This window comes from Mucilaginibacter flavus (assembly GCF_030409315.1).
Taxonomy (GTDB): Bacteria; Bacteroidota; Bacteroidia; order Sphingobacteriales; family Sphingobacteriaceae; genus Mucilaginibacter; species Mucilaginibacter flavus.
In genome coordinates this window covers 89,018-109,550 of the sequence record NZ_JAUFPS010000006.1, presented here as the reverse complement: position 1 = coordinate 109,550, position 20,533 = coordinate 89,018, and the positions used below count along the sequence as shown (strand labels likewise).

General features: G+C 44.0%; 15 protein-coding genes. 6 read left to right on the top strand and 9 right to left on the bottom strand.

Going from position 1 to position 20,533, the window contains the following annotated elements; genetic code table 11:
* The first annotated feature begins 12 nt into the window (after positions 1-12).
* From QWZ17_RS01920 to QWZ17_RS01900, 5 genes are all read left to right on the top strand, one after another.
* A complete protein-coding gene (locus tag QWZ17_RS01920; RefSeq protein ID WP_290303178.1) occupies positions 13-1,794 on the top strand; it encodes a RagB/SusD family nutrient uptake outer membrane protein in 1,782 nt (593 codons plus the stop codon).
* Between the two features lie 109 nt (positions 1,795-1,903).
* The gene (locus QWZ17_RS01915) at positions 1,904-3,034 is read left to right on the top strand and encodes an acyltransferase family protein (protein ID WP_290303177.1); all 1,131 of its coding nucleotides are present in this window, start codon (positions 1,904-1,906) and stop codon (positions 3,032-3,034) included.
* Positions 3,035-3,413: 379 nt separating this feature from the next.
* Positions 3,414-4,898, top strand: coding sequence for an aldehyde dehydrogenase (NADP(+)) (locus QWZ17_RS01910; protein ID WP_290303176.1), 1,485 nt, complete (start codon positions 3,414-3,416; stop codon positions 4,896-4,898).
* Between the two features lie 91 nt (positions 4,899-4,989).
* Entirely contained in the window at positions 4,990-5,691 is a 702-nt protein-coding gene (locus QWZ17_RS01905) for a peptidylprolyl isomerase (RefSeq protein ID WP_290303175.1), read from the top strand.
* A 135-nt stretch (positions 5,692-5,826) separates the two neighbouring features.
* Complete coding sequence (locus QWZ17_RS01900; protein ID WP_290303174.1) at positions 5,827-6,594, top strand: exodeoxyribonuclease III; 768 nt, start codon at positions 5,827-5,829, stop codon at positions 6,592-6,594.
* 146 nt (positions 6,595-6,740) lie between these two features.
* Here QWZ17_RS01900 and efp read toward each other — a convergent pair whose 3' ends face one another.
* From efp to QWZ17_RS01870, 6 genes are all read right to left on the bottom strand, one after another.
* Positions 6,741-7,304 (bottom strand): elongation factor P, encoded by a 564-nt coding sequence (efp, locus tag QWZ17_RS01895; RefSeq protein WP_290303173.1) that lies wholly within the window; start codon positions 7,302-7,304, stop codon positions 6,741-6,743.
* Positions 7,305-7,460: 156 nt separating this feature from the next.
* Positions 7,461-8,081 (bottom strand): ABC transporter ATP-binding protein, encoded by a 621-nt coding sequence (locus QWZ17_RS01890; RefSeq protein WP_290303172.1) that lies wholly within the window; start codon positions 8,079-8,081, stop codon positions 7,461-7,463.
* A gap of 176 nt (positions 8,082-8,257) precedes the next feature.
* The gene (gene lpxA, locus QWZ17_RS01885; RefSeq protein ID WP_290303171.1) at positions 8,258-9,043 is read right to left on the bottom strand and encodes an acyl-ACP--UDP-N-acetylglucosamine O-acyltransferase; all 786 of its coding nucleotides are present in this window, start codon (positions 9,041-9,043) and stop codon (positions 8,258-8,260) included.
* Positions 9,040-10,446, bottom strand: a complete 1,407-nt coding sequence (locus QWZ17_RS01880) for a bifunctional UDP-3-O-[3-hydroxymyristoyl] N-acetylglucosamine deacetylase/3-hydroxyacyl-ACP dehydratase (RefSeq protein ID WP_290303169.1) — start codon at positions 10,444-10,446, stop codon at positions 9,040-9,042. The genes lpxA and QWZ17_RS01880 overlap by 4 nt, the downstream gene beginning before the upstream one ends.
* Positions 10,447-10,543: 97 nt before the next feature.
* The gene (gene lpxD, locus QWZ17_RS01875; RefSeq protein WP_290303168.1) at positions 10,544-11,584 is read right to left on the bottom strand and encodes a UDP-3-O-(3-hydroxymyristoyl)glucosamine N-acyltransferase; all 1,041 of its coding nucleotides are present in this window, start codon (positions 11,582-11,584) and stop codon (positions 10,544-10,546) included.
* A gap of 136 nt (positions 11,585-11,720) precedes the next feature.
* On the bottom strand, positions 11,721-12,956 hold the full coding sequence (locus QWZ17_RS01870; RefSeq protein ID WP_290303166.1) for an HD domain-containing protein: 1,236 nt from the start codon (positions 12,954-12,956) through the stop codon (positions 11,721-11,723).
* Positions 12,957-13,225: 269 nt separating this feature from the next.
* On the opposite strand from QWZ17_RS01870, the gene porX reads away from it, so the two are divergent.
* Entirely contained in the window at positions 13,226-14,779 is a 1,554-nt protein-coding gene (gene porX / locus QWZ17_RS01865) for a T9SS response regulator signal transducer PorX (RefSeq protein ID WP_290303165.1), read from the top strand.
* 331 nt (positions 14,780-15,110) lie between these two features.
* Here the strand turns inward: porX and QWZ17_RS01860 are convergent, their stop codons facing one another.
* The 3 genes from QWZ17_RS01860 to metH form a co-directional block, all read right to left on the bottom strand.
* Complete coding sequence (locus QWZ17_RS01860; RefSeq protein ID WP_290303164.1) at positions 15,111-15,668, bottom strand: hypothetical protein; 558 nt, start codon at positions 15,666-15,668, stop codon at positions 15,111-15,113.
* A 67-nt stretch (positions 15,669-15,735) separates the two neighbouring features.
* Positions 15,736-16,692, bottom strand: coding sequence for a methylenetetrahydrofolate reductase [NAD(P)H] (metF, locus tag QWZ17_RS01855; protein WP_290303162.1), 957 nt, complete (start codon positions 16,690-16,692; stop codon positions 15,736-15,738).
* Positions 16,693-16,839: 147 nt separating this feature from the next.
* A complete protein-coding gene (gene metH / locus QWZ17_RS01850) occupies positions 16,840-20,529 on the bottom strand; it encodes a methionine synthase (protein WP_290303161.1) in 3,690 nt (1,229 codons plus the stop codon).
* Positions 20,530-20,533: the final 4 nt, after the last annotated feature.

Below are 20,533 nucleotides of genomic sequence, written 5' to 3'. Positions count from 1 at the left end.
AAGCGTATTACAATGAAAGCAAAAATATATTTCAGCATCATGCTACTTAGCGTTTTATCGCTTGGGGCATGTAAAAAGTCATTTTTAGATAAGCCTATTAACGGGGCCTTGCAGCCTCAGTTTTTAGAAACAGTGGCAGGTGCCAACGAATTATTGGTTGGCGCTTATGCCGCGTTAGATGGTCAGCAAGGCGGCGACGCGGCCATTGGCGGCGGCGGCTCGTGGGAAGCATCGCCCGATAACTGGATTTATGGCGGCGTAGCCGGTGGCGATGCCTCAAAAGGAAGTATAGCCGGCGATCAGCAACCTATTGAACCCATCATGAAATACAACCCCGATGCCAGCAACGGTTTCTTTGACAGCAAATGGCGGGCAGATTATGAGGGCATTTCCCGTACCAACAATACCATTAAGGTTACCCTAAAAGTACCCGCTATTACAAATGCGGTTAAAACCAATATACTGGCCCAGGCTAAGTTTTTGCGCGCTCATTATTACTTCGACCTGAAAAAGATGTTTAATAATGTGCCTTACATGGACGAAACGACCACGGATATTAATCAGCCTAACACAACCGACATCTGGCCAAAAATTGAAGCCGATTTTAAATACGCTTATGATAACCTGCCGGTTACGCAGGAGAACGTTGGCCGGGCAAACAAATGGGCTGCCGGTGCTTATTTAGCCAAAACCTATTTATATGAGCATAAATACACCGATGCCAAAGCAGTATTTGACGCCGTGATAAGCCAGGGCGAAACCGCGTCGGGTTTAAAATACGCGTTGAACACCAAATTCAATGATAACTTCCGTACGGCTACCAACAACAGCGCCGAATCAGTATTCGCGGTGCAGGCAGCTGCCAATTCAGATCCGAATGGCCCGTCGAACGCGAACGATGGCGATATGCTTAATTTTCCTTACGGTAACAGCAGTCCGTTTAGTTGTTGCGGGTTTTACCAGCCATCAATCGAACTGGCTAATCATTACCGCACCAACCCAACTACCGGTTTACCATATTTGGACGATTACAATACGCACGCTTTAAAAACAGATATGGGTGTTGCTGCGGGTGACGATTATACCCCGGATGCCGGTACTGTTGACCCAAGGTTGGATTGGACCGTAGGCCGTCGTGGTATTCCCTATCTCGACTGGGGTTTGCACCCTGGTACCGATTGGGTTAGGGATCAGCAATACGGTGGTCCGTATTCGCCCATTAAAAATGTTTATGGCCAGGCCGAGCAATCAACCAATGGCGATAATACCTCATGGGCACCAGGATCAGGCATTAATGTTAACCTTATCCGTTTTGCCGATGTATTGCTGATGGCTGCCGAAGTTGAAGCACAGTTAAATAATTTTACCGCTGCCCTAAATTATGTTAACATGGTACGTAACAGAGCTGCCAATACCGCAGGCTGGGTGCACACTTACAAAGATGATAATAACCCAACCAAAGGCTTCACCACTACGGCTGCGGCTAATTACAAAGTAAGCCCTTATCCCGCCGGTACTTTTACCAGCCAGGCTACAGCGCTTAAAGCTATTTATTTTGAGCGGAAAATTGAATTGGCTATGGAAGGCCACCGCTTTTTTGATTTGGTTAGATGGGGCATTGCCGATACTGAGCTAAATGCTTATATAGCTTACCAAAGCACCCAAACCAATGATGTAAAAGGAGGCAAGTTTATAAAAGGTAAAAACGAATATTTCCCTATCCCACTTTCAGAAATTGACCTGAGCGTTAAAGGTGGTGCCCCGGTACTTAAACAAAACCCGGGCTACCATTAATACTGTATAACATAAATAAGCCGGGGTATTGTATATCCCGGCTTATTTTAACAAATTGCTTATAATTACTCTCCTTAGGTAAACCGGTAACTATTTTTTTAACCCAATTATGAACAAATCATCAACCCGATTTTTATCGCTGGATGTTTTCCGGGGCATGACCATATGTTTTATGATCATTGTAAATACTCCGGGCAGCGGCGCTACGCCCTTTGCTCCACTTGAGCATGCCGCCTGGTTTGGTTTTACCCCAACCGACCTGGTCTTCCCCTCGTTTTTATTCGCTGTGGGTAACGCCATGAGCTTTTCTATGAAGCGCTATATCGAAATGGGTAACGCAGCTGTACTAACCAAGATTTTTAAACGCACGCTACTCATCTTTTTAATTGGTTACCTTATGTACTGGTTTCCGTTTTTTAATTTCGATAACGGACATTTTGCATGGTCGCCAATTAGTCATACGCGTATTATGGGGGTGTTGCAGCGCATCGCGTTATGTTATTGCTTCGCGTCGCTCATGATCCATTTTTTGTCAAAGCAATCGGTTATTATACTATCTGTTGTACTGCTGTTTGCTTACTGGATATTGTTGCTGGTATTTGGCGATCCTGCCAGCCCTTACAGTATGACCGGTAATGCGGGCATCTTCCTGGATAAATTTATTTTAGGCGACAACCACATGTATCATGGCGAAAAAATAGCTTTTGATCCCGAAGGTATCCTGAGCACGTTGCCTGCCATTGTAAACGTGGTAATTGGTTACTATGCCGGTAAATTTATACAGCAAAAAGGCAAAGGGTACGATGTTATCTCCAAAATGCTGTTAACAGGCTGCCTGCTTATCTTTTTGGCCTTGTGCTGGAACATGGTATTCCCAATTGGTAAAAAACTATGGAGCAGTCCGTTTACCTTACTGACCACCGGTCTTGATCTGGTGATCCTTTCCTTCCTGATTTACGCTTTAGAAATCAACAACTGGAACAAAGGCAACTGGACCCGCTTTTTCACCATTCTGGGTAAAAATCCGCTACCGGTATATGTATTGTCAGAAACCTTAGTGATTTTCTTTTACATGGTAAGTGTAAAAGGCACCAGCCTGTACGGTTGGATCAATGATAACTTTTATCAGGTGATAGCACCGGGTGCCATAGGCTCACTGCTTTTTGCCATCAGTTACATGCTCATTTGTTGGAGCGTGGGATGGTTTTTGGATAAGAAGAATGTTTATATAAGGGTATAACGGATGTTGCCAAATCAGGGAAGTCCTGAAAAGAAACAGGAATGACGCAAAAAGCATCACTGATAATCAATAATTTACAATCACTTTATCATAAAGCACGAAGCAATCCCCTACTTCCAGATTGAATCTGTAAAGTAGGAGATTGCTTCGTCGTATTTTATAATGACGGGTCTGTTATGTGTACTCCTATATAGCTTCTTTATCCCCCCCCACATTAGCCCTATTTTATCTTCCATCCTACCACCCCACAACAAAAAAAGACAAAATCCTGTTATAACAAGTTAGGAAGCACCCAACAAGGTAACGGGCTGTTTAAATATATTTGCTTAAACATATCGTCGGTGCAAACCGTTCTTAATTCAAAAAATATAAATCTGCCATGGCTAATCATTTTAAAGAAGCAAGCGTTGAAGAAATAAACCAGGTAATGCAGCAAGCGCAAACCGCGTTTGAGGCTTATCAAAAAACAAGCGTTGAAGAAAAAAGTCTTTTTTTAGAGGCTATAGCTCATGAAATTGAAGCAATAGGCGATGCCCTGCTGCAAAAAGCATCTGAAGAAACCAACCTGCCTTTACCCCGCCTGACCGGCGAACGCGCACGCACCACCGGGCAGTTGCGCATGTTTGCCACCATGTTACGTGAAGGCAGCTGGGTTGAGGCTACTATTGATACCGCTTTACCAAACCGCGCGCCGCTGCCACGGCCAGATTTGCGCAAAATGCTGATCCCGTTAGGTCCGGTTGTAGTTTTTGGGGCGAGTAATTTTCCATTTGCCTACTCAACCGCCGGGGGCGATACCGCGAGCGCTTTAGCTGGCGGCTGTTCTGTTGTAGTAAAAGCTCACCCGGCGCATGCCGAAACATCTGAATTGGTTTACGGCGCTATAAAAAAGGCCATAGCCGGTACAGGTATGCCCGAGCACATTTTTCAGCACGTGCATGGCACATCATTTGAAAGCGGCAAAGCATTAGTTCAGGCCGATGACACAGCCGCTGTTGGTTTTACCGGCTCAACTGTTGGTGGTTTGGCTTTGTTAGAATATTCATCAAAACGTAAAAAGCCTATCCCGGTATTTTCTGAAATGGGCAGTACCAACCCGGTTATATTTTTACCAGATACTTTAACCAGTAATGCTGCTGATCTTGCCACACAATACGCGGGCTCCATTACCCTTGGCATGGGCCAATTTTGCACCAATCCCGGACTGATGTTGGCCGTTGAAGGCGATGGATTGAATAATTTTTTAGATAGCCTGGGCAAAGGTATCGAGGCCATAAAACCGGCCAAAATGTTGCATGCCGGTATACACACTGCTTACGAGAAAAAAAGTCAGACTGCTTTACGCCAGGACGGAGTTGAGGTAATCGAGCAATCGGCAACCGAAGCTACCGATATTGAAGCCAGGCCAGTAGTGGCCAAAGTTAGCGGCCAGGCCTTTTTGGCAAACCCGCTGTTGCACGAGGAAGTATTTGGTCCGTACTCCTTAATGGTTAGTTGTAAAGATGAGCAGGAATTGATCAAAGTATTAAAATCAGTATCGGGCCAGTTAACCACTACCGTTATGGGCACCGATGCGGACTTTGCCAAACATAGCAATCTGTTACAGGTGTTACCTGCCATTGCCGGCCGTGTGTTGTTTAACGGCGTGCCAACCGGTGTTGAGGTTTGCGCCAGTATGGTGCATGGAGGTCCTTTTCCGGCCACTACAGACAGCCGCTTTACCGCGGTGGGCATCAATGCCGTAAAACGCTGGGTGCGCCCTGTATGCTACCAAAACTGCCCGGATAGCCTTTTGCCCCTTGCATTACAGGAGGCTAATCCTACCGGCATTTGGCGTATGGTTGATAATGAGTGGAAAAAATAAAACTCATCTTAAAGCTTAAGTATATCATGGCCGTATTGAACCCGTTTCGATACGGCCATTTGATTTTTAATAAAATTCGTAAATTCCGGCTATGAAAAAATGTTTTACTCTTATCCTGCTATTACTAACTTTTATAACGGTTTTTGCCAAGCCACCCAAAAATCAATATGTGCGTATCAGCACCAGCTACGGTAGCGTAATTATTCGTTTGTATAACCAAACACCTTTACACCGCGATAACTTTATTAAACTGGCTAAAAAGGGCTTTTATAATGGCGTGTTGTTTCACCGGGTGATCCAGAATTTTATGATCCAGGGGGGCGATCCGGATTCAAAAGATCCCAACAAAGCTAAACCCGGTGCCGAATTGGGTAATGGCGATGTAGGCTATACCATCCCCGCCGAATTTAGGGATAGCCTCTTCCACAAACGGGGCGTATTAGCCGCCGCCCGTGATGATAACCCTAAAAAAGCATCAAGCGGTTGCCAGTTTTATATTGTAGAAGGCAAACGCCTTACCGACGCCAAAATGGACTCTTTAGAAAACGGGCGTTTAAAAGGCTACAAGATACCGGCCTGGCAACGTGAATACTACAAAACGGTAGGTGGCACCGCCCAATTGGACCACAATTACACCGTTTATGGCGAAGTAGTAAGCGGTATTGACATGGTAGACCATATTGCCGCCGTGCCCAAAGATAAAGCCGACCGCCCCCTAACCGATGTGCCCATGACTGTGGAAGTATTGAGCAAAAGGGAGTGCAAGCAGCTGGATAAACTATTTAAGCTGTAATTTGGGATTTCGGATGTTCGATTTCGGATTTGTTTTTGAATTATTGTTAAAATGAGACAATAGATAGTATAAAAAAATCTAAAATTGTGTTCTTTGCAAATCAGTAAATCCGAAATCGAACATTCCAAATCCGAAATGAAAATTATCACTTATAACGTTAACGGCATCCGGTCGGCAATTAGTAAAGATTGGCTGGCCTGGCTACAGGCTACCGATGCCGATGTGGTTTGTTTGCAGGAAATTAAGGCTACGCCCGATGTACTTACAGCCCTTGGCCTGGTAGATGCGCTTGGTTACAAACACTACTGGTTCCCGGCCGAAAAGAAAGGCTACAGCGGCACCGCCATATTCTGTAAACAAATTCCAAAACATATTGAATACGGTTGCGGCATTCCCGATTTTGACCGTGAGGGGCGTTGCATCCGGGTTGATTTTGATGAGGTATCGGTAATGAGCGCCTATTTCCCTTCAGGATCAAGCGGCGACGAGCGGCAGGTATTCAAATACCGTTTCCTGGATGAGTTTGGCAAGTATCTTACCCTGCTTAAAACGCAATACCCTAAATTGGTGGTATGTGGCGACTATAACATTTGCCATCGCCCAATTGATATTCATAACCCTAAATCAAACGCCAACTCCTCCGGCTTTTTGCCCGAAGAACGCGAGTGGATGGAAAAATTTGTAGAGGGTGGTTTTATCGATACTTTCCGCCATTTCAACAAAGAACCGCATAATTATACCTGGTGGAGTTTCCGCGCCGGTGCAAGAGGCAAAAACTTAGGTTGGCGTATTGATTATGCTATGGCCAGTACCGAACTGGAGACCAATCTTAAAAGAGCGGCGATACTACCTGAGGCTAAGCACTCAGATCATTGTCCGGTGCTGCTGGAGCTGGAGTTTTAGAACAAATGTGCAGATGTGCAAATTACAGATGTGCAGATTGTTACCATAAACAAAACGACTTTCCCGATAAAGAGAAAGTCGTTTTGTTTATAATACGGTATTACTCATTTGCATATCTGCACATCTGTAATCTGCACATCTATTTGCTATCCCTTCACTCTTTCCACGTAAGTACCAGTAGCGGTATCAACCTTTACCTTATCGCCAATGTTGATGAACAATGGTACGCGTATTTCAGCACCGGTTTCAACAGTGGCATTTTTAAGGGCGCCAGTTGAAGTATCGCCTTTTACAGCCGGCTCGGTATATGTAATTTCAAGTTCTGCCGATCCTGGTACAGTTCCCATAATTGGTTCATCGCTTTCAAATGCGATAACTACATTCATTCCCTCTTTCAAAAATTTAACCGCTGAGCCAAATAAAGTTTTAGGAATATTATGCTGATCGTAAGTTTCGTTATCCATTACCACCAAGGCGTCGCCATCCTCATATAAGTATTGGTAATTGCTGGTTTCAACACGGGCTATATCAACCTCCTCGTCGGTACGGAAACGGTATTCAACCAATTTTCCCGATTTTACGTTACGCATACGCGCCTGGTAAAACGCGCGTAAGTTACCTGGGGTACGGTGTAAAAATTCTTCTACCTGCACTAATTCGCCATTAAAGCGAAGCACATTTCCATTTTTAACATCTGATGCTTTGGCCATAAAATAATATTGAGGCGCAAACTTAGCTACTTATAGGGAAAGAAACAAGGGGATGGTTAGTGGTTTATTAGGTTGATTATGTGAGTGGTTGTATTATTTAAAAGAAGCGATAAGAAACTTTATCAACTACTCTCCCAATCAACCATTCACCAATAACTAACCCTTATAATCACTAATGCTCATACGCTCGGTACAAAATCCATACTCGTGCTCCTGGTTGGAGCAAACAATGGTGAGGCGATCTTTCGCGAAGCGTTCTACCAGGCTTAAATACCAGTCAACGCCCTGGGTATCCAGGTTGGAGGTAGGTTCGTCAAGCATCAGCATGGCGGTATCGGCACAAAAAGCTAGGATGAGTTTTAGGCGTTGCTTCATACCCGATGAAAAGTAACGTATGAGTTTATGCTCGCTTTTGGCCAGGTTCAAAAGCTCGATGACCTGCTTTTTATCAAGGCCGCTTTTATATTTTTTAAACTGGAAATGGAAATCGACCATTTCACTCAGCGTAAATTCTTCTATCAGTTCCAGATAAGGCGCGGCAAGGCTCAGGTGACTAAACACCTGGTCTGCTTCAACAGCCTTACCTTCAAAAGTGAAATTAATGGTGCCGATAGATGGTGAGAGACTGCCGTTTAAAACCTGCAATAAAGTAGATTTACCAGAGCCATTAGGCCCTAAAATAGCATATGAACCACCAGAGGTAAAGGTACAATCAACCCCTCTAAAAATCCAGTCGCGGTTAAAGCGGCGGCCAATGTTATTTAGGGTGATGGTCATATTTCTGAATCAGAATTTACAGAATTTTAGAATGTGCAGAATGAAAGCGAAATTTAAGAAATGATAAGGAGTTGTCGAATCTTAATGCTGATTCAAACAATTAAAAAATGGTAATACCGAATCGAATTTACAGGATTCTGTTAATTCTTAAATCCTGTAAATTCTGATTCAAAAAATTAGCTATTCCCAAACCCCTTCATGATACCCCTTTGCGAATTTTGAAGGAAGTTGATGATCTCATCGCGTTCAACGCTTGGGGTAAATTCGGCTTCGATGATATCAAGGGCCTTAGTTACGTTGTATTTTTTAAGGAACAGGATGCGGTAGATCTCCTGTATTTCGGCAATGGTAGCTGCCGAAAATCCCCTGCGGCGTAAACCTACAGAGTTGATACCCACGTATGACAAAGGTTCGCGCCCAGCCTTGGTAAAAGGCGGCACATCTTTACGTACCAGCGAACCGCCAGATATCATGCTATGCGCGCCAATTTCAACAAACTGGTGTACGGCAGATGAACCGCCGATAAACGCGTAATCATACACATTGATATGACCGGCCAACTGCACCGCGTTAGCGATGATCACGTTATCACCAATAACACAATCATGCGCTACGTGTACATAGGCCATCAGCAAGCAATTGCTACCAATAGTGGTGGTGTTTTTATCAAGGGCAGTACCACGGTTAAGAGTTACGCATTCGCGGATGGTGGTATTGTCGCCAATAGAAACCGTGCTTTGCTCGCCTTTGTATTTTAAATCCTGCGGCGGTGCGGATACTACCGCGCCAGGGAAAATACGGCAGTTTTTGCCTATGCGGGCACCATCCATAATTACGGAGTTGGAGCCAATCCAGGTACCTTCGCCAATTTCAACATCTTTGTGAATGGTCACAAAAGGTTCAATAACCACGTTATCGGCAATTTTAGCCTGTGGGTGTATATACGCTAAAGGTTGGATCATGCTTCGTTTCCTTTTACTTTTACTATTTGTGCCATTAATTCGGCTTCAACAACAACCCTGTTGCCTACCATGCCAACACCCTTCATGGTTGCAATACCACGCCTTATTGGGGCAAGCAGGTCGCAAATATAAACAATGGTATCACCCGGCACTACTTTGCTTTTAAAGCGGGCGTTTTCAATTTTTAAAAACAAGGTAAGGTAATTTTCCGGATCGGGTACGGTGTTTAGTACCAAAATACCGCCGGTTTGTACCATGCCTTCTATTTGTAACACACCCGGAAATATGGGCGCACCCGGGAAATGGCCCTTAAAAAACTCCTCGTTTATAGTTACATTTTTGGCACCCACTACATGGTTTTTAGTAAGCTCCAATATTTTATCAATCATTAAAAAAGGCTGCCTGTGTGGCAACATACCCATTATCTCAACGGTATCATATACCGGTTTAGCATTGGGATCGTAAACTTTTACCTGTTTACGGCTTTTTTCTTTTTTAATAAGGGTTTTAATCTTTTTAGCAAAAGCAACGTTAGCCGCGTGGCCAGGTCTGGCGGCCATAATATGGCCTTTTAGCGGTACACCTACCAGGGCCAAATCGCCAATCATATCCAGCAATTTGTGCCTTGCAGGCTCGTTTTGGTGGCGTAGTTCGGCATTGTTTAAAATGCCTTGGGGGGCTACGCTGATATCCTTGCGGTTAAACAGCTTGGCCAGGTGGGCAAGCTCTTCTTCGTCAACATCTTTGTCAACTACTACAATGGCATTGTTTAAATCGCCACCTTTAATCAGATCATGCTTTAAAAGCATTTCAAGCTCATGCAAAAAGCAAAAAGTACGGCATGATGCTATTTCCTTTTTAAATTCGGTAATGCTGGAGATACTGGCATGCTGGCTACCTAAAACCTGCGAGTTATAATCAACCATACAGGTAAAGCGGTAATCATCTAAAGGCATGGCCACCATTTCTACTTTGCGGTCGGGCTCGGAGTAGTGAATATTGTACGGAATATGGTAATATTCGCGGTCGGCCTCCTGCTCAACAAAACCGGTTTCGGTTATAATATCAACAAACATGATAGAACTACCATCCATGATAGGCGTTTCGGGGCCATCCATATCTATCAGCACATTGTCAACCTCCATGCCTACCAATGCGGCAAGTACGTGCTCAACCGTGTTAACTGTAGCGCCGTTTTGCGAAATGGTAGTACCGCGGGAAGTATCCGTCACGTTATCAACATCGGCATCAATTATGGGCGAGCCTGGCATATCAACTCTTCTGAATTTGTAGCCATGGTTTTCCGGCGCGGGATTAAAGGTCATGGTTACACGCTGACCGGTGTGTAAACCCGTACCCGAAACTGATACCGGTGCCTTAATAGTTCTTTGTTTTACGTTCATTGATTATAGCGTTCATTGGTTCATTAGTTCAATTGTTCATTGGTGAATAGTTCATCATTGCCATTTGAAAAGACTAATGAACTAATTAACAAGTGAACTAATGAGCGTTTCTTAGTTCATTAATTAATTTTTCAAGCTCATATACCTTTTTATCCAAATCGGGCAGTTTGCGTAATTTGGCGTGTGCTCGCAGGTAATCCTTATACGGCATATATGGCGTGCCTCCCCAGGCCGCACCTTCGTTAGTAATTGAGCTGTTGATACCTGTTTTGGCCGATAATTGCGACCCATTGGCAATAGTTAAATGGCCGGCAATACCAACCTGCCCTGCAATCATTACCTGCTCGCCAATTTTTGTACTACCAGATATGCCGGCTTGCGCTGCTATAACAGTATTTGCCCCAATTTCAACATTATGGGCTATTTGCACCAGATTATCAATTTTAGCCCCCTTGCGTACAACGGTTGATCCCATGGTGGCCCTATCGATAGTGGCATTAGCGCCAACTTCTACATTCTCTTCCAGTATTACGTTGCCTATCTGGCTTATTTTAGCATATACCCCATCGGCACCGGGCGCAAAACCAAAGCCATCGCTTCCTATTACAGCACCGGCATGTACAATAACATTATCGCCCAAAACACAGTCAAAATAAACCTTAACCCCGGCAAACAGGGTTACGTTATTACCTAAAGTTGCATTGTCACCTATATAAGTATTGGGGTATATTTTGCAGTTGTTGCCAATTTTTGCGTTGGGACCAATGTAGGCAAAAGCTCCTATATATGGATCGTCACCAACCTGGGCAGACTCATGGATAAAGGAAGGTTGTTCAATTCCTTTTTTATCAAGCTTAATGGTGTTATATTTTTCGAGCAGAACAGAAAACGCGCTGTAAGCGTTCTCCACCCTGATGAGGGTAGTAGTAACGGGAGCGGTAAGCTGCAAATCGTTATTAACTATAACCGCCGAAGCCTGGGTAGTATATAAATACTGCTCATACTTGGGGTTTGCTAAAAACGACAAGCTGCCCGCTGTCCCTTCCTCTATCTTGGCCAACTGACTAACCGTTACCGAAGGATCACCTTCAACCGTACCGTTAAGCAGAAAACTTATATCCTGGGCAGTAAATTGCATCGACAAATTTAAATGTTATAATTAAAGTGGCAAATTATTAATTCTGAGTATCAAGTATCAAGTAGTAAGTATCAAGACAGCTGCACTTAGCAGGAAAAAAATCATGATACTTGATACTAACTACTTGATACTTCAATTAACTACTTACTACTAAATTCTTGCTATAACAAAGTATATATTTTTTAACGGTTTTGGCCAGGGCCTCTAAGGTAGAGTTATCGCTGGCGGTTGTAATATCATGTACATGGCCATCTTTCATCAATATACCTATATTGCCATCGCCGGCGGTGTAGGCGTTGTTGCGGATGGATGTTGTGAAAACAAAGTACGCGGCATCTTGCTGGCTTACGCCATATTTTTGCATGGCTTTTTGGGTTAGCGAATCCACAAAAGCTTTATCGGCCGGTTTGTTGCTGATATCTACATGGTACAATTTACGCTGTACCAGGTTTTGCGACAGGGTTGACAATATAAAATCATCATGACCGGCCCAAACTTTTACAGAGGCCATAATATCGGTATCGTCCAACCCTGCAAAAGTTTCCAGGTGATGATCCTCATTCATAAACACATCCCTGCTGATGCGGCCTTTTATAAAATGCTTCAACGCAGGTGTGCCAAACAGGTCCTCGCCTTGTAATGTAAGTTCGCGGCAGCGTTTAAATATTTTCACCAGTAGCTCTTCGCCTGCAATTACGGTTTTATGCAGGTACACCTGCCAGTACATCAGGCGGCGGGCAATCAGGAATTTTTCTATCGAGTAAATACCTTTTGCTTCAACCACAATGTGGTCATCCTTTACATTAAGCATTTTAATAATGCGGTCTGAGCTGATCACGCCTTCAGATACACCTGTAAAATAACTGTCGCGATTCAGGTAATCCAACCTGTCCATATCCAGTTGACTTGATACCAGCTGATGCAAAAATTTACGGGGATAGGTGCCATTAAAAATGCTGATAGCCATGGTAAGCTTACCCTCAAACTGCTCGTTCAGCTTTTTCATGAGCATGCTTGAAATATCTTCGTGATTGATTCCTTCAATGATAGATCGCTCCAACGCATGCGAAAACGGACCATGCCCAATATCATGTAAAAGGATGGCAATGGTTACCGCTTCCTCTTCCTCATCGCTTATATGATGTCCTTTATTGCGGAGCGTTTCGATGGCCATGTCCATGAGGTGCATGGCACCAAGTGCATGATGAAAACGGGTGTGTAAGGCCCCGGGGTAAACCAGGTGCGTCATCCCCAGTTGTTTGATATACCGCAATCGCTGAAAGTAAGGATGCTCTATCAGGTCAAATATCAGCTCGGTAGGGATGCTGATAAAACCGTGTACCGGATCGTTTATTATTTTCTTTTTGTTCAAAATGCTCAATAAGTGCAAAAATGTAAAACAAAGGTAAAATAAGCGCCCGATGTTTGTTAAATTTTGTTAATACCTTTACTCAGTGACAACAAAACCGTCCCTTTGGGGTTAATTGTTTGAATCAGAATTTTCTGAATTTGAGAATTAACGGAAATAGACTGATTAATGTAGCATATTTGAATTAACTTAATCTTATTCATCACATACAATCATTCTGAAAATTCTCCAATCCTGAAAATCCTGATTCAGAATACTTAAATACAGATACTATGCAAGATACCACCATTTTATGGGCTGATGACGAAATTGACCTGTTACGACCACATATACTTTTCTTAGGCGAAAAAGGCTACAAAGTTACTACCGTAACCAATGGCAATGATGCCGTTGATACTTTTAAAAGCGGCTATTTCGACCTGGTTTTCCTTGACGAAAACATGCCCGGCCTTACCGGTTTAGAAACTCTGCAGCAAATTAAAAACATCAACAACGATGTGCCTATTGTGCTGATCACCAAAAACGAGGAAGAGTATTTAATGGAGGATGCCATCGGTTCAAAAATTGATGATTACCTCATTAAACCGGTACATCCTAAACAAATATTGCTTACCATTAAAAAGCTTACCGAAAACAAGCGCCTGGTTACCGAAAAAACAACCATGGCCTACCAAATGGATTTCCGTACGCTGGGCATGACGCTTAATGATAACCTGAACCACCAGGAATGGGTTGATGTGTACAAAAAGCTAATTTACTGGGAGCTGGAACTGGAGAAACTGGAGGACGCCGGCATGCACGAGATTTTAACCATGCAAAAAGCCGAAGCCAATACCCAGTTTTGCAAATTTATTGAGCGAAACTATTTAAACTGGATCAAAAATCCGGATATGGCACCTACCAGTTCGCCGCAATTGTTTAAAAAGAAGGTGTTCCCTAAGTTGGATGGTAAAGGCCCCTTGTTTTTTATATTGATAGATAACCTGCGTTATGATCAGTTTAAGATTATTAACCCAATTATTTCTGAATATTTTAGGTTAGAGGAGGAAGATACTTACTACAGTATTTTACCAACGGCTACCCAATACGCCCGTAACTCTATATTTAGCGGCCTGATGCCTTTAGACATGGAAAGGCGTTACCCAACCATGTGGCAGAACGATGAGGACGAAGGCGGTAAAAACCTTTATGAATCGGAATTTATTGCCGATCATTTGAAACGTGTATTACGTAAAGAGTGCAAATACTCGTACCACAAAATCCTTAATATTGACGAAGGTAAGGCGCTGAATGAATCGGTAAATAACCTGATGGGCAACGAGCTTAACGTGGTTGTGTACAACTTTGTGGATATGTTATCACATGCCCGTACCGATATGCAGATGATCCGCGAGCTGGCCAGCGATGACGCGGCTTATCGTTCATTAACGCTATCGTGGTTTGAGCATTCGCCATTATTTGATTTGCTTAAATACCTGGCTCAAAAACAGGTAAGGGTGGTAATCACCACAGATCATGGCACCATCCGCGTAAAAAACCCAAGCAAAATTGTGGGTGACAGGAATACTAACACCAACCTGCGTTACAAACAAGGCAAAAACCTCAACTATAACGCCAAAGAAGTATTCCACATCCGAAACCCGCACGACGCCATGCTGCCTAAGCTGCACCTAAGCAGCAGCTTTGTGTTTGCCAAAGAAGATAGCTACTTTGTGTACCCTAACAACTATAATCACTTTGTGAATTTTTATAATGAAACCTTCCAACATGGCGGTATCTCGTTAGAAGAAATGATAGTGCCGATAGTTACGTACGGTCCGAAATAGCAGACGCCCCGCTAAGTTTGCACTAAAAGGGGAGAGTTTAAAATAAAAGCGGCCGGTCAGCATTTATTGCCAGGCCGCTTTTATTTTTTATCAAATTGTTATCACCTTATCCATCAAGTTATCATTGAAAAAAGCTGCTATGATGTGATTCACAGCCCACCTATTTCTTCTTCATATCTCCACAAATTGTAATTTCTAAAGAGGGCTATCAGTTTGAGCCAGTCAAAGCATCACCTCCATTTTTGTTAAACTTTGTCGTTCTCCTTTTAGAGGGCCTGGATTTTATAACTCTTAATGACAGTTCACACACTGTTCTGACTCCTCGGAAGCGTTAGAAAAGCCTTAAAATATAGGAGAACTCATACACTAAAAATACCAGCACCAGTATGGAATGGAACACCTTACTATCAACCTTCATGGCTACAAGGCACAACAAAAAGTGACTAACATTACGAATAGGGTATTCAATAGAATAATGACTATAATAGGCCTGCCCTTTTATAAAAGTATCAACTAAATCCATCAGGTAGCTAAAACCTAAAATACCGAAAATCCATTTTTTGCGGGAATAAAAATAGTCTTCATAATCTTTATAGTCTTTTAAATCTTCGGGATAGATGAGGGCGCAAACGCTATAGTAAAGCACAATGTAAAGGATTACAAAAAAGTATTCTACAAACAGCCATTGCTTAATATCGTGCAGGTTAAACTCCCACCACCAAAAATGCAGCAGCAGCAAAAACATGTAAAAGGCCCACAGGTTGTGAACCCAATAAGGTTTGCTCCGACCGGGATGCTGAATTTGCTTGGCCGCGCCCTTAAGCAAATGCGTAATGCTAAGCCCCAATATTATGCCGATAACAGACTTGATATGACTAAAAAAATCCATAAATATCAGTTCAGGTGTAATACCTAAATGTAGATATTTTTGGCAATATTAACCTCGGGGTGCTGTCCTAAAAAATCGCCTCGGCAATTCTCTTCGTTGGCCCGGCATTGCTCATTGTATAAAAGTGGAGTACCGGTACGCCGAATTTGATGAGTTCGCGGCATTGGTTTATAGTCCATTGGATGCCAATTTCGCGTACGTCTTTTTCGGATTTGCAGGCGTTAACGGCGTCGCACAGGTCTTCGGGCATATCAATACTAAAGGTTTTGGCCAGGCCTATCAATTGCTTTGAATTGGTAACCGGTTTTAAACCCGGAATAATGGGTACATTAATGCCATTAGCCCTGCAGTTATTTACAAAGTCGAAATACTTCTGGTTATCAAAAAACATTTGGGTTACAATAAAATCGGCGCCCATATCTACCTTTTGTTTCAGGTATTTGAAATCGCTTTTAAGATTGGGGGCCTCAAAATGTTTTTCAGGATAACCGGCAATCCCCATGCAGAAATCCGTTTTCAGGCTATCGTCATTATGCTCGTGCAGGTAAATACCATTATTCATGTTCACCACCTGCTGTAACAGATCGGTAGCGTAATTATGTCCGTTTGGCGTAGGTACAAATGAAGCATCACCACGGCGCGCGTCGCCACGCAGCACCAACACGTTCTCGATCCCCAGGAATTGTAGGTCCACAAGACCATTCTCGGTTTCATCCTTAGTAAAACCACCACACAACAAATGCGGAACGGTATCTACTTTATATTTATTCATGATAGCGGCACAAATAGCGATGGTACCAGGGCGCTTACGATAACTCAGTTTTTCTAACAGGCCATTTTCATGCTGCTTGTAAATAAAATCCTCACGCAAGGATGTTACATCAATAAACGGCGGCTTAAACTCCATCAAGGGATCAATAGCATCGTAAATGCCCTGGATGCTTTGACCTTTTAAAGGTGGTATTAGTTCGAAAGAGAATAAGGTTTTGCCTGCCGCGTTCTTAATGTGCTCTGTAATTTTCATTTTTTCTGTGGTGTGAGGTGTTTCTCCTCTTCCGTCATTGCGAGGTACGAACCAATCTCCAAACTTTACAGAGCAGGCGTGCATGTTAGCTCTGCCTGTGTAGAGATTGCTTCGTACCTCGCAATGACGTTGTTTATATTTTTAGTTTCAATAATTTATGTTCGGACCTAACCAGCGCTCTATCGTTTCAATATCCATTTGCTTCCTCACCGCGTAATCCTCTATCTGATCCTTGCTGATTTTACCCAATCCAAAATACCGTGCCTGCGGGTGCGCGAAATAAAAACCACTTACCGATGCAGCCGGTGTCATGGCCAGGCTTTCGGTTAAGTGCATCTGGGCGTTGTCTTCGGCTTTTAACAGCTCGAACAGGGTAGTTTTCTCGGTATGGTCCGGGCAGGCGGGATAACCGGGGGCCGGGCGGATGCCTTGATACTCTTCCTTAATCAATTCATCGGCACTTAACTGTTCGCCTTTACTGTAGCCCCAGTATTCTTTGCGCACCAGTTCGTGCATTTTTTCGGCGAAGGCTTCGGCCAGGCGGTCGGCAAGGGCTTTGGCCATGATGCTGTTATAATCGTCATGATCGGCCTCAAATTCGGCAACCAGCTCATCGCAACCAATACCGGTTGTTACGGCAAAGCCCCCAAAGTAATCAGGTACGCCGCTTTCTTTTGGGGCGATAAAATCTGATAACGCGTAATACGGATCGCCTTTCACTTTCTCTGCCTGTTGGCGAAGTGTGTGGATGCGGCTCAACAGTGTTGTGCGGCTTTCGTCGGTATATAATTCAATATCATCGCCTACACTGTTAGCCGGCCAAAAACCTATTACGCCATTGGCATGTAGCAGTTTTTGGCCAACAATGCGTTTTAACAGCACCTGCGCATCGTCAAATAGTTTCTTAGCTTCATCGCCCACAAATTTATCAGCAAATATTTTAGGATAACTGCCACGCAGCTCCCAGGTATGGAAAAACGGTGTCCAATCTATATAAGGCAACAGTTCTTCCAGCGGGTACGATTCAAATACTTTGGTACCAGTGAAACTTGGCTTCGGCGCAACATCACCATCCAAGCTCACCTGGAAACGGGCCTGGCGGGCCTGATCGATAGTAACAAAGCGTTTGTCCGATTTTTTGTTCAAATGCGCTTCGCGCGATTTGGCGTATTCGTCTTTAATATTCTGGATATATGCATCACGGCCATCCTTATTCATCAAACTACTGCAAACCGTAACACTGCGCGATGCATCCAGCACGTGAATAGCGGCACCAGAATAGTTAGGGTCGATTTTTACGGCGGCATGGATGCGGGAAGTAGTAGCGCCCCCTACAATCAACGGAATGGTAAACCCTTCGCGTTCCATCTCTTTGGCAAAGTGAACCATTTCATCCAGCGATGGGGTAATCAAACCACTCAGGCCAATAATATCTACATTTTGTTTTTTTGCTTCTTCAATAATGCGTTGCGCGGGCACCATTACCCCAAGATCAATCACCTCAAAGTTGTTACAGGCCAGTACTACGCCTACTATATTTTTGCCAATATCGTGTACGTCGCCTTTTACGGTGGCCATCAGTATTTTACCGGCATTTGCCCTGCTGTCGCTGGCGTCTTCACCGGCATCGATAACCCGTTGTTTTTCCAGTTCAATAAAGGGCAACAGGTAAGCTACAGCCTTTTTCATTACACGGGCCGATTTTACCACCTGTGGTAAAAACATTTTACCGGCGCCAAACAAATCGCCTACGATGTTCATGCCATCCATCAGCGGACCTTCAATTACTTCAAGCGGTTTGCTGTAGGTTTGGCGGGCTTCTTCTACATCGTTATCCAGGTATTCAATAATACCCTTCACCAACGCGTGCGATAAGCGCTCCTGCACTGTTCCCTTACGCCACTCCTCATCCCGCACTACTTCTTTGCCCTTGCTTTTGATGGTATCAGCATATTCAACCAGGCGTTCGGTAGCATCATCACGGCGGTTAAGCAGTACGTCTTCTACCAATTCCAACAGGGTCTTGTCTATCTGCTCATAAACTTCCAGCATACCGGCGTTTACAATGCCCATATCCATACCGGCACCAATGGCATGGAAAAGAAATGCCGAGTGCATAGCCTCGCGTACCACGTTATTTCCCCTAAAGGAAAACGAAATATTACTTACCCCACCGCTCACTTTGGCATGGGGCAGGTTTTGTTTTATCCAGCGGGTAGCTTCAATAAAATCTACCGCGTAATTGTTGTGCTCCTCCAAGCCGGTAGCTACGGTAAGTATGTTGGGGTCGAAAATAATATCCTGCGGAGGGAAACCTACCACATCAACCAATATATCGTATGATCTTTTACAGATCTCTATCCTGCGTGCCAATGAATCGGCCTGACCGGTTTCGTCGAAGGCCATTACTACGGCTGCAGCGCCATAGCTTAATATTTTGCGGGCATGTTCAATAAACTTTTCTTCGCCCTCTTTAAGGGAGATGGAGTTTACTATGCCCTTACCCTGGATACACTTTAAACCAGCCTCAATAACCGTCCATTTAGAGGAATCGATCATGATAGGCAGCTTGGCAATATCAGGCTCTGAAGCTACAAGATTAAGGAATTTTACCATCACGGCTTCCGAGTCGATCATTCCCTCATCCATGTTAATGTCGATAACCTGGGCACCGCCTTCAACCTGTTGCAAGGCAACAGCTAAAGCGGCTTCGTAGTCCTCGGCCAAAATCAGCTTTGAAAACTTTGGCGAACCGGTAATATTGGTACGCTCGCCCACGTTTACAAAAATGCTTTCGGGTTTTATGGTAACAGCTTCTAAACCGCTCAGGCGCATATCCGGATCAATTTGAGGCAACAACCTCGCCGGATATTTAGCAGCCTTTTCGGCAATACACTTAATGTGCTCGGGCGTGGTACCGCAGCAGCCACCTACAATATTTACCAGGCCGGCTTTCATAAAATCATCTACCTGGTGCGCGGTTTCGTGCGCGGTTTCATCGTACTGACCAAACTCATTTGGCAAGCCAGCATTTGGATAAGCCGATATAAACACATCCGCTTTTTCAGATAGCTCGGCCAAATGCGGGCGCATTTCTTTGGCACCCAAAGCGCAGTTTAAACCTACCGATAAAAGGTTGGCATGGCGAATAGAATTCCAGAATGCTTCAACCGTTTGCCCCGATAAGGTACGACCGGACGCATCTGTAATGGTACCCGATATCATGATAGGCAAGTGCTTGCCCGATTCATTGGCATACCGGTTTATAGCAAACAAGGCCGCCTTGGCATTAAGGGTATCAAAAATGGTTTCTACCAATAACAGGTCCGACCCTCCGTCGACCAAACCCCGTACCTGGTCATAATAAGCATCGGCCAGGTCGTCAAAAGTAACGGCGCGGTAACCAGGATCGTTTACATCTGGTGATAGGGAGGCCGTACGGTTTGTTGGCCCAACTGCACCAGCCACAAAGCGCGGTTTTTCGGGTGTTTTTTTATTGTATTCATCCGTAACCTCACGGGCAATGCGGGCGCCTTCATAGCTTAGTTCATAGGCCAGTTCTTCCAGCTTATAATCGGCCAGCGAAATTACTTGTGTACTAAATGTATTGGTTTCAATAATATCGGCACCGGCATCCAGATATTCGGCATGAATGGCCTTGATGATATCCGGGCGTGTGATATTCAAAAGGTCATTATTACCCTGCAAATCACTATGGTGATCCTTAAACCGCTCCCCACGAAAATCCTTCTCGGTAAGCTGGTACCGCTGTATCATGGTACCCATAGCCCCGTCAATTACAAGGATGCGTTTCTCTAATTCTTTTCTAATATCCATGGTT

Bases quoted from the DNA above. Each gene is read 5' to 3' on its own strand.
- QWZ17_RS01920 (WP_290303178.1), top strand. From the start codon at position 13: ATGAAAGCAAAAATATATTTCAGCATCATGCTACTTAGCGTTTTATCG.
- QWZ17_RS01915 (WP_290303177.1), top strand. From the start codon at position 1,904: ATGAACAAATCATCAACCCGATTTTTATCGCTGGATGTTTTCCGGGGC.
- QWZ17_RS01910 (WP_290303176.1), top strand. From the start codon at position 3,414: ATGGCTAATCATTTTAAAGAAGCAAGCGTTGAAGAAATAAACCAGGTA.
- QWZ17_RS01905 (WP_290303175.1), top strand. From the start codon at position 4,990: ATGAAAAAATGTTTTACTCTTATCCTGCTATTACTAACTTTTATAACG.
- QWZ17_RS01900 (WP_290303174.1), top strand. From the start codon at position 5,827: ATGAAAATTATCACTTATAACGTTAACGGCATCCGGTCGGCAATTAGT.
- efp (WP_290303173.1), bottom strand. From the start codon at position 7,304: ATGGCCAAAGCATCAGATGTTAAAAATGGAAATGTGCTTCGCTTTAAT.
- QWZ17_RS01890 (WP_290303172.1), bottom strand. From the start codon at position 8,081: ATGACCATCACCCTAAATAACATTGGCCGCCGCTTTAACCGCGACTGG.
- lpxA (WP_290303171.1), bottom strand. From the start codon at position 9,043: ATGATCCAACCTTTAGCGTATATACACCCACAGGCTAAAATTGCCGAT.
- QWZ17_RS01880 (WP_290303169.1), bottom strand. From the start codon at position 10,446: ATGAACGTAAAACAAAGAACTATTAAGGCACCGGTATCAGTTTCGGGT.
- lpxD (WP_290303168.1), bottom strand. From the start codon at position 11,584: ATGCAATTTACTGCCCAGGATATAAGTTTTCTGCTTAACGGTACGGTT.
- porX (WP_290303165.1), top strand. From the start codon at position 13,226: ATGCAAGATACCACCATTTTATGGGCTGATGACGAAATTGACCTGTTA.
- QWZ17_RS01860 (WP_290303164.1), bottom strand. From the start codon at position 15,668: ATGGATTTTTTTAGTCATATCAAGTCTGTTATCGGCATAATATTGGGG.
- metF (WP_290303162.1), bottom strand. From the start codon at position 16,692: ATGAAAATTACAGAGCACATTAAGAACGCGGCAGGCAAAACCTTATTC.
- metH (WP_290303161.1), bottom strand. From the start codon at position 20,529: ATGGATATTAGAAAAGAATTAGAGAAACGCATCCTTGTAATTGACGGG.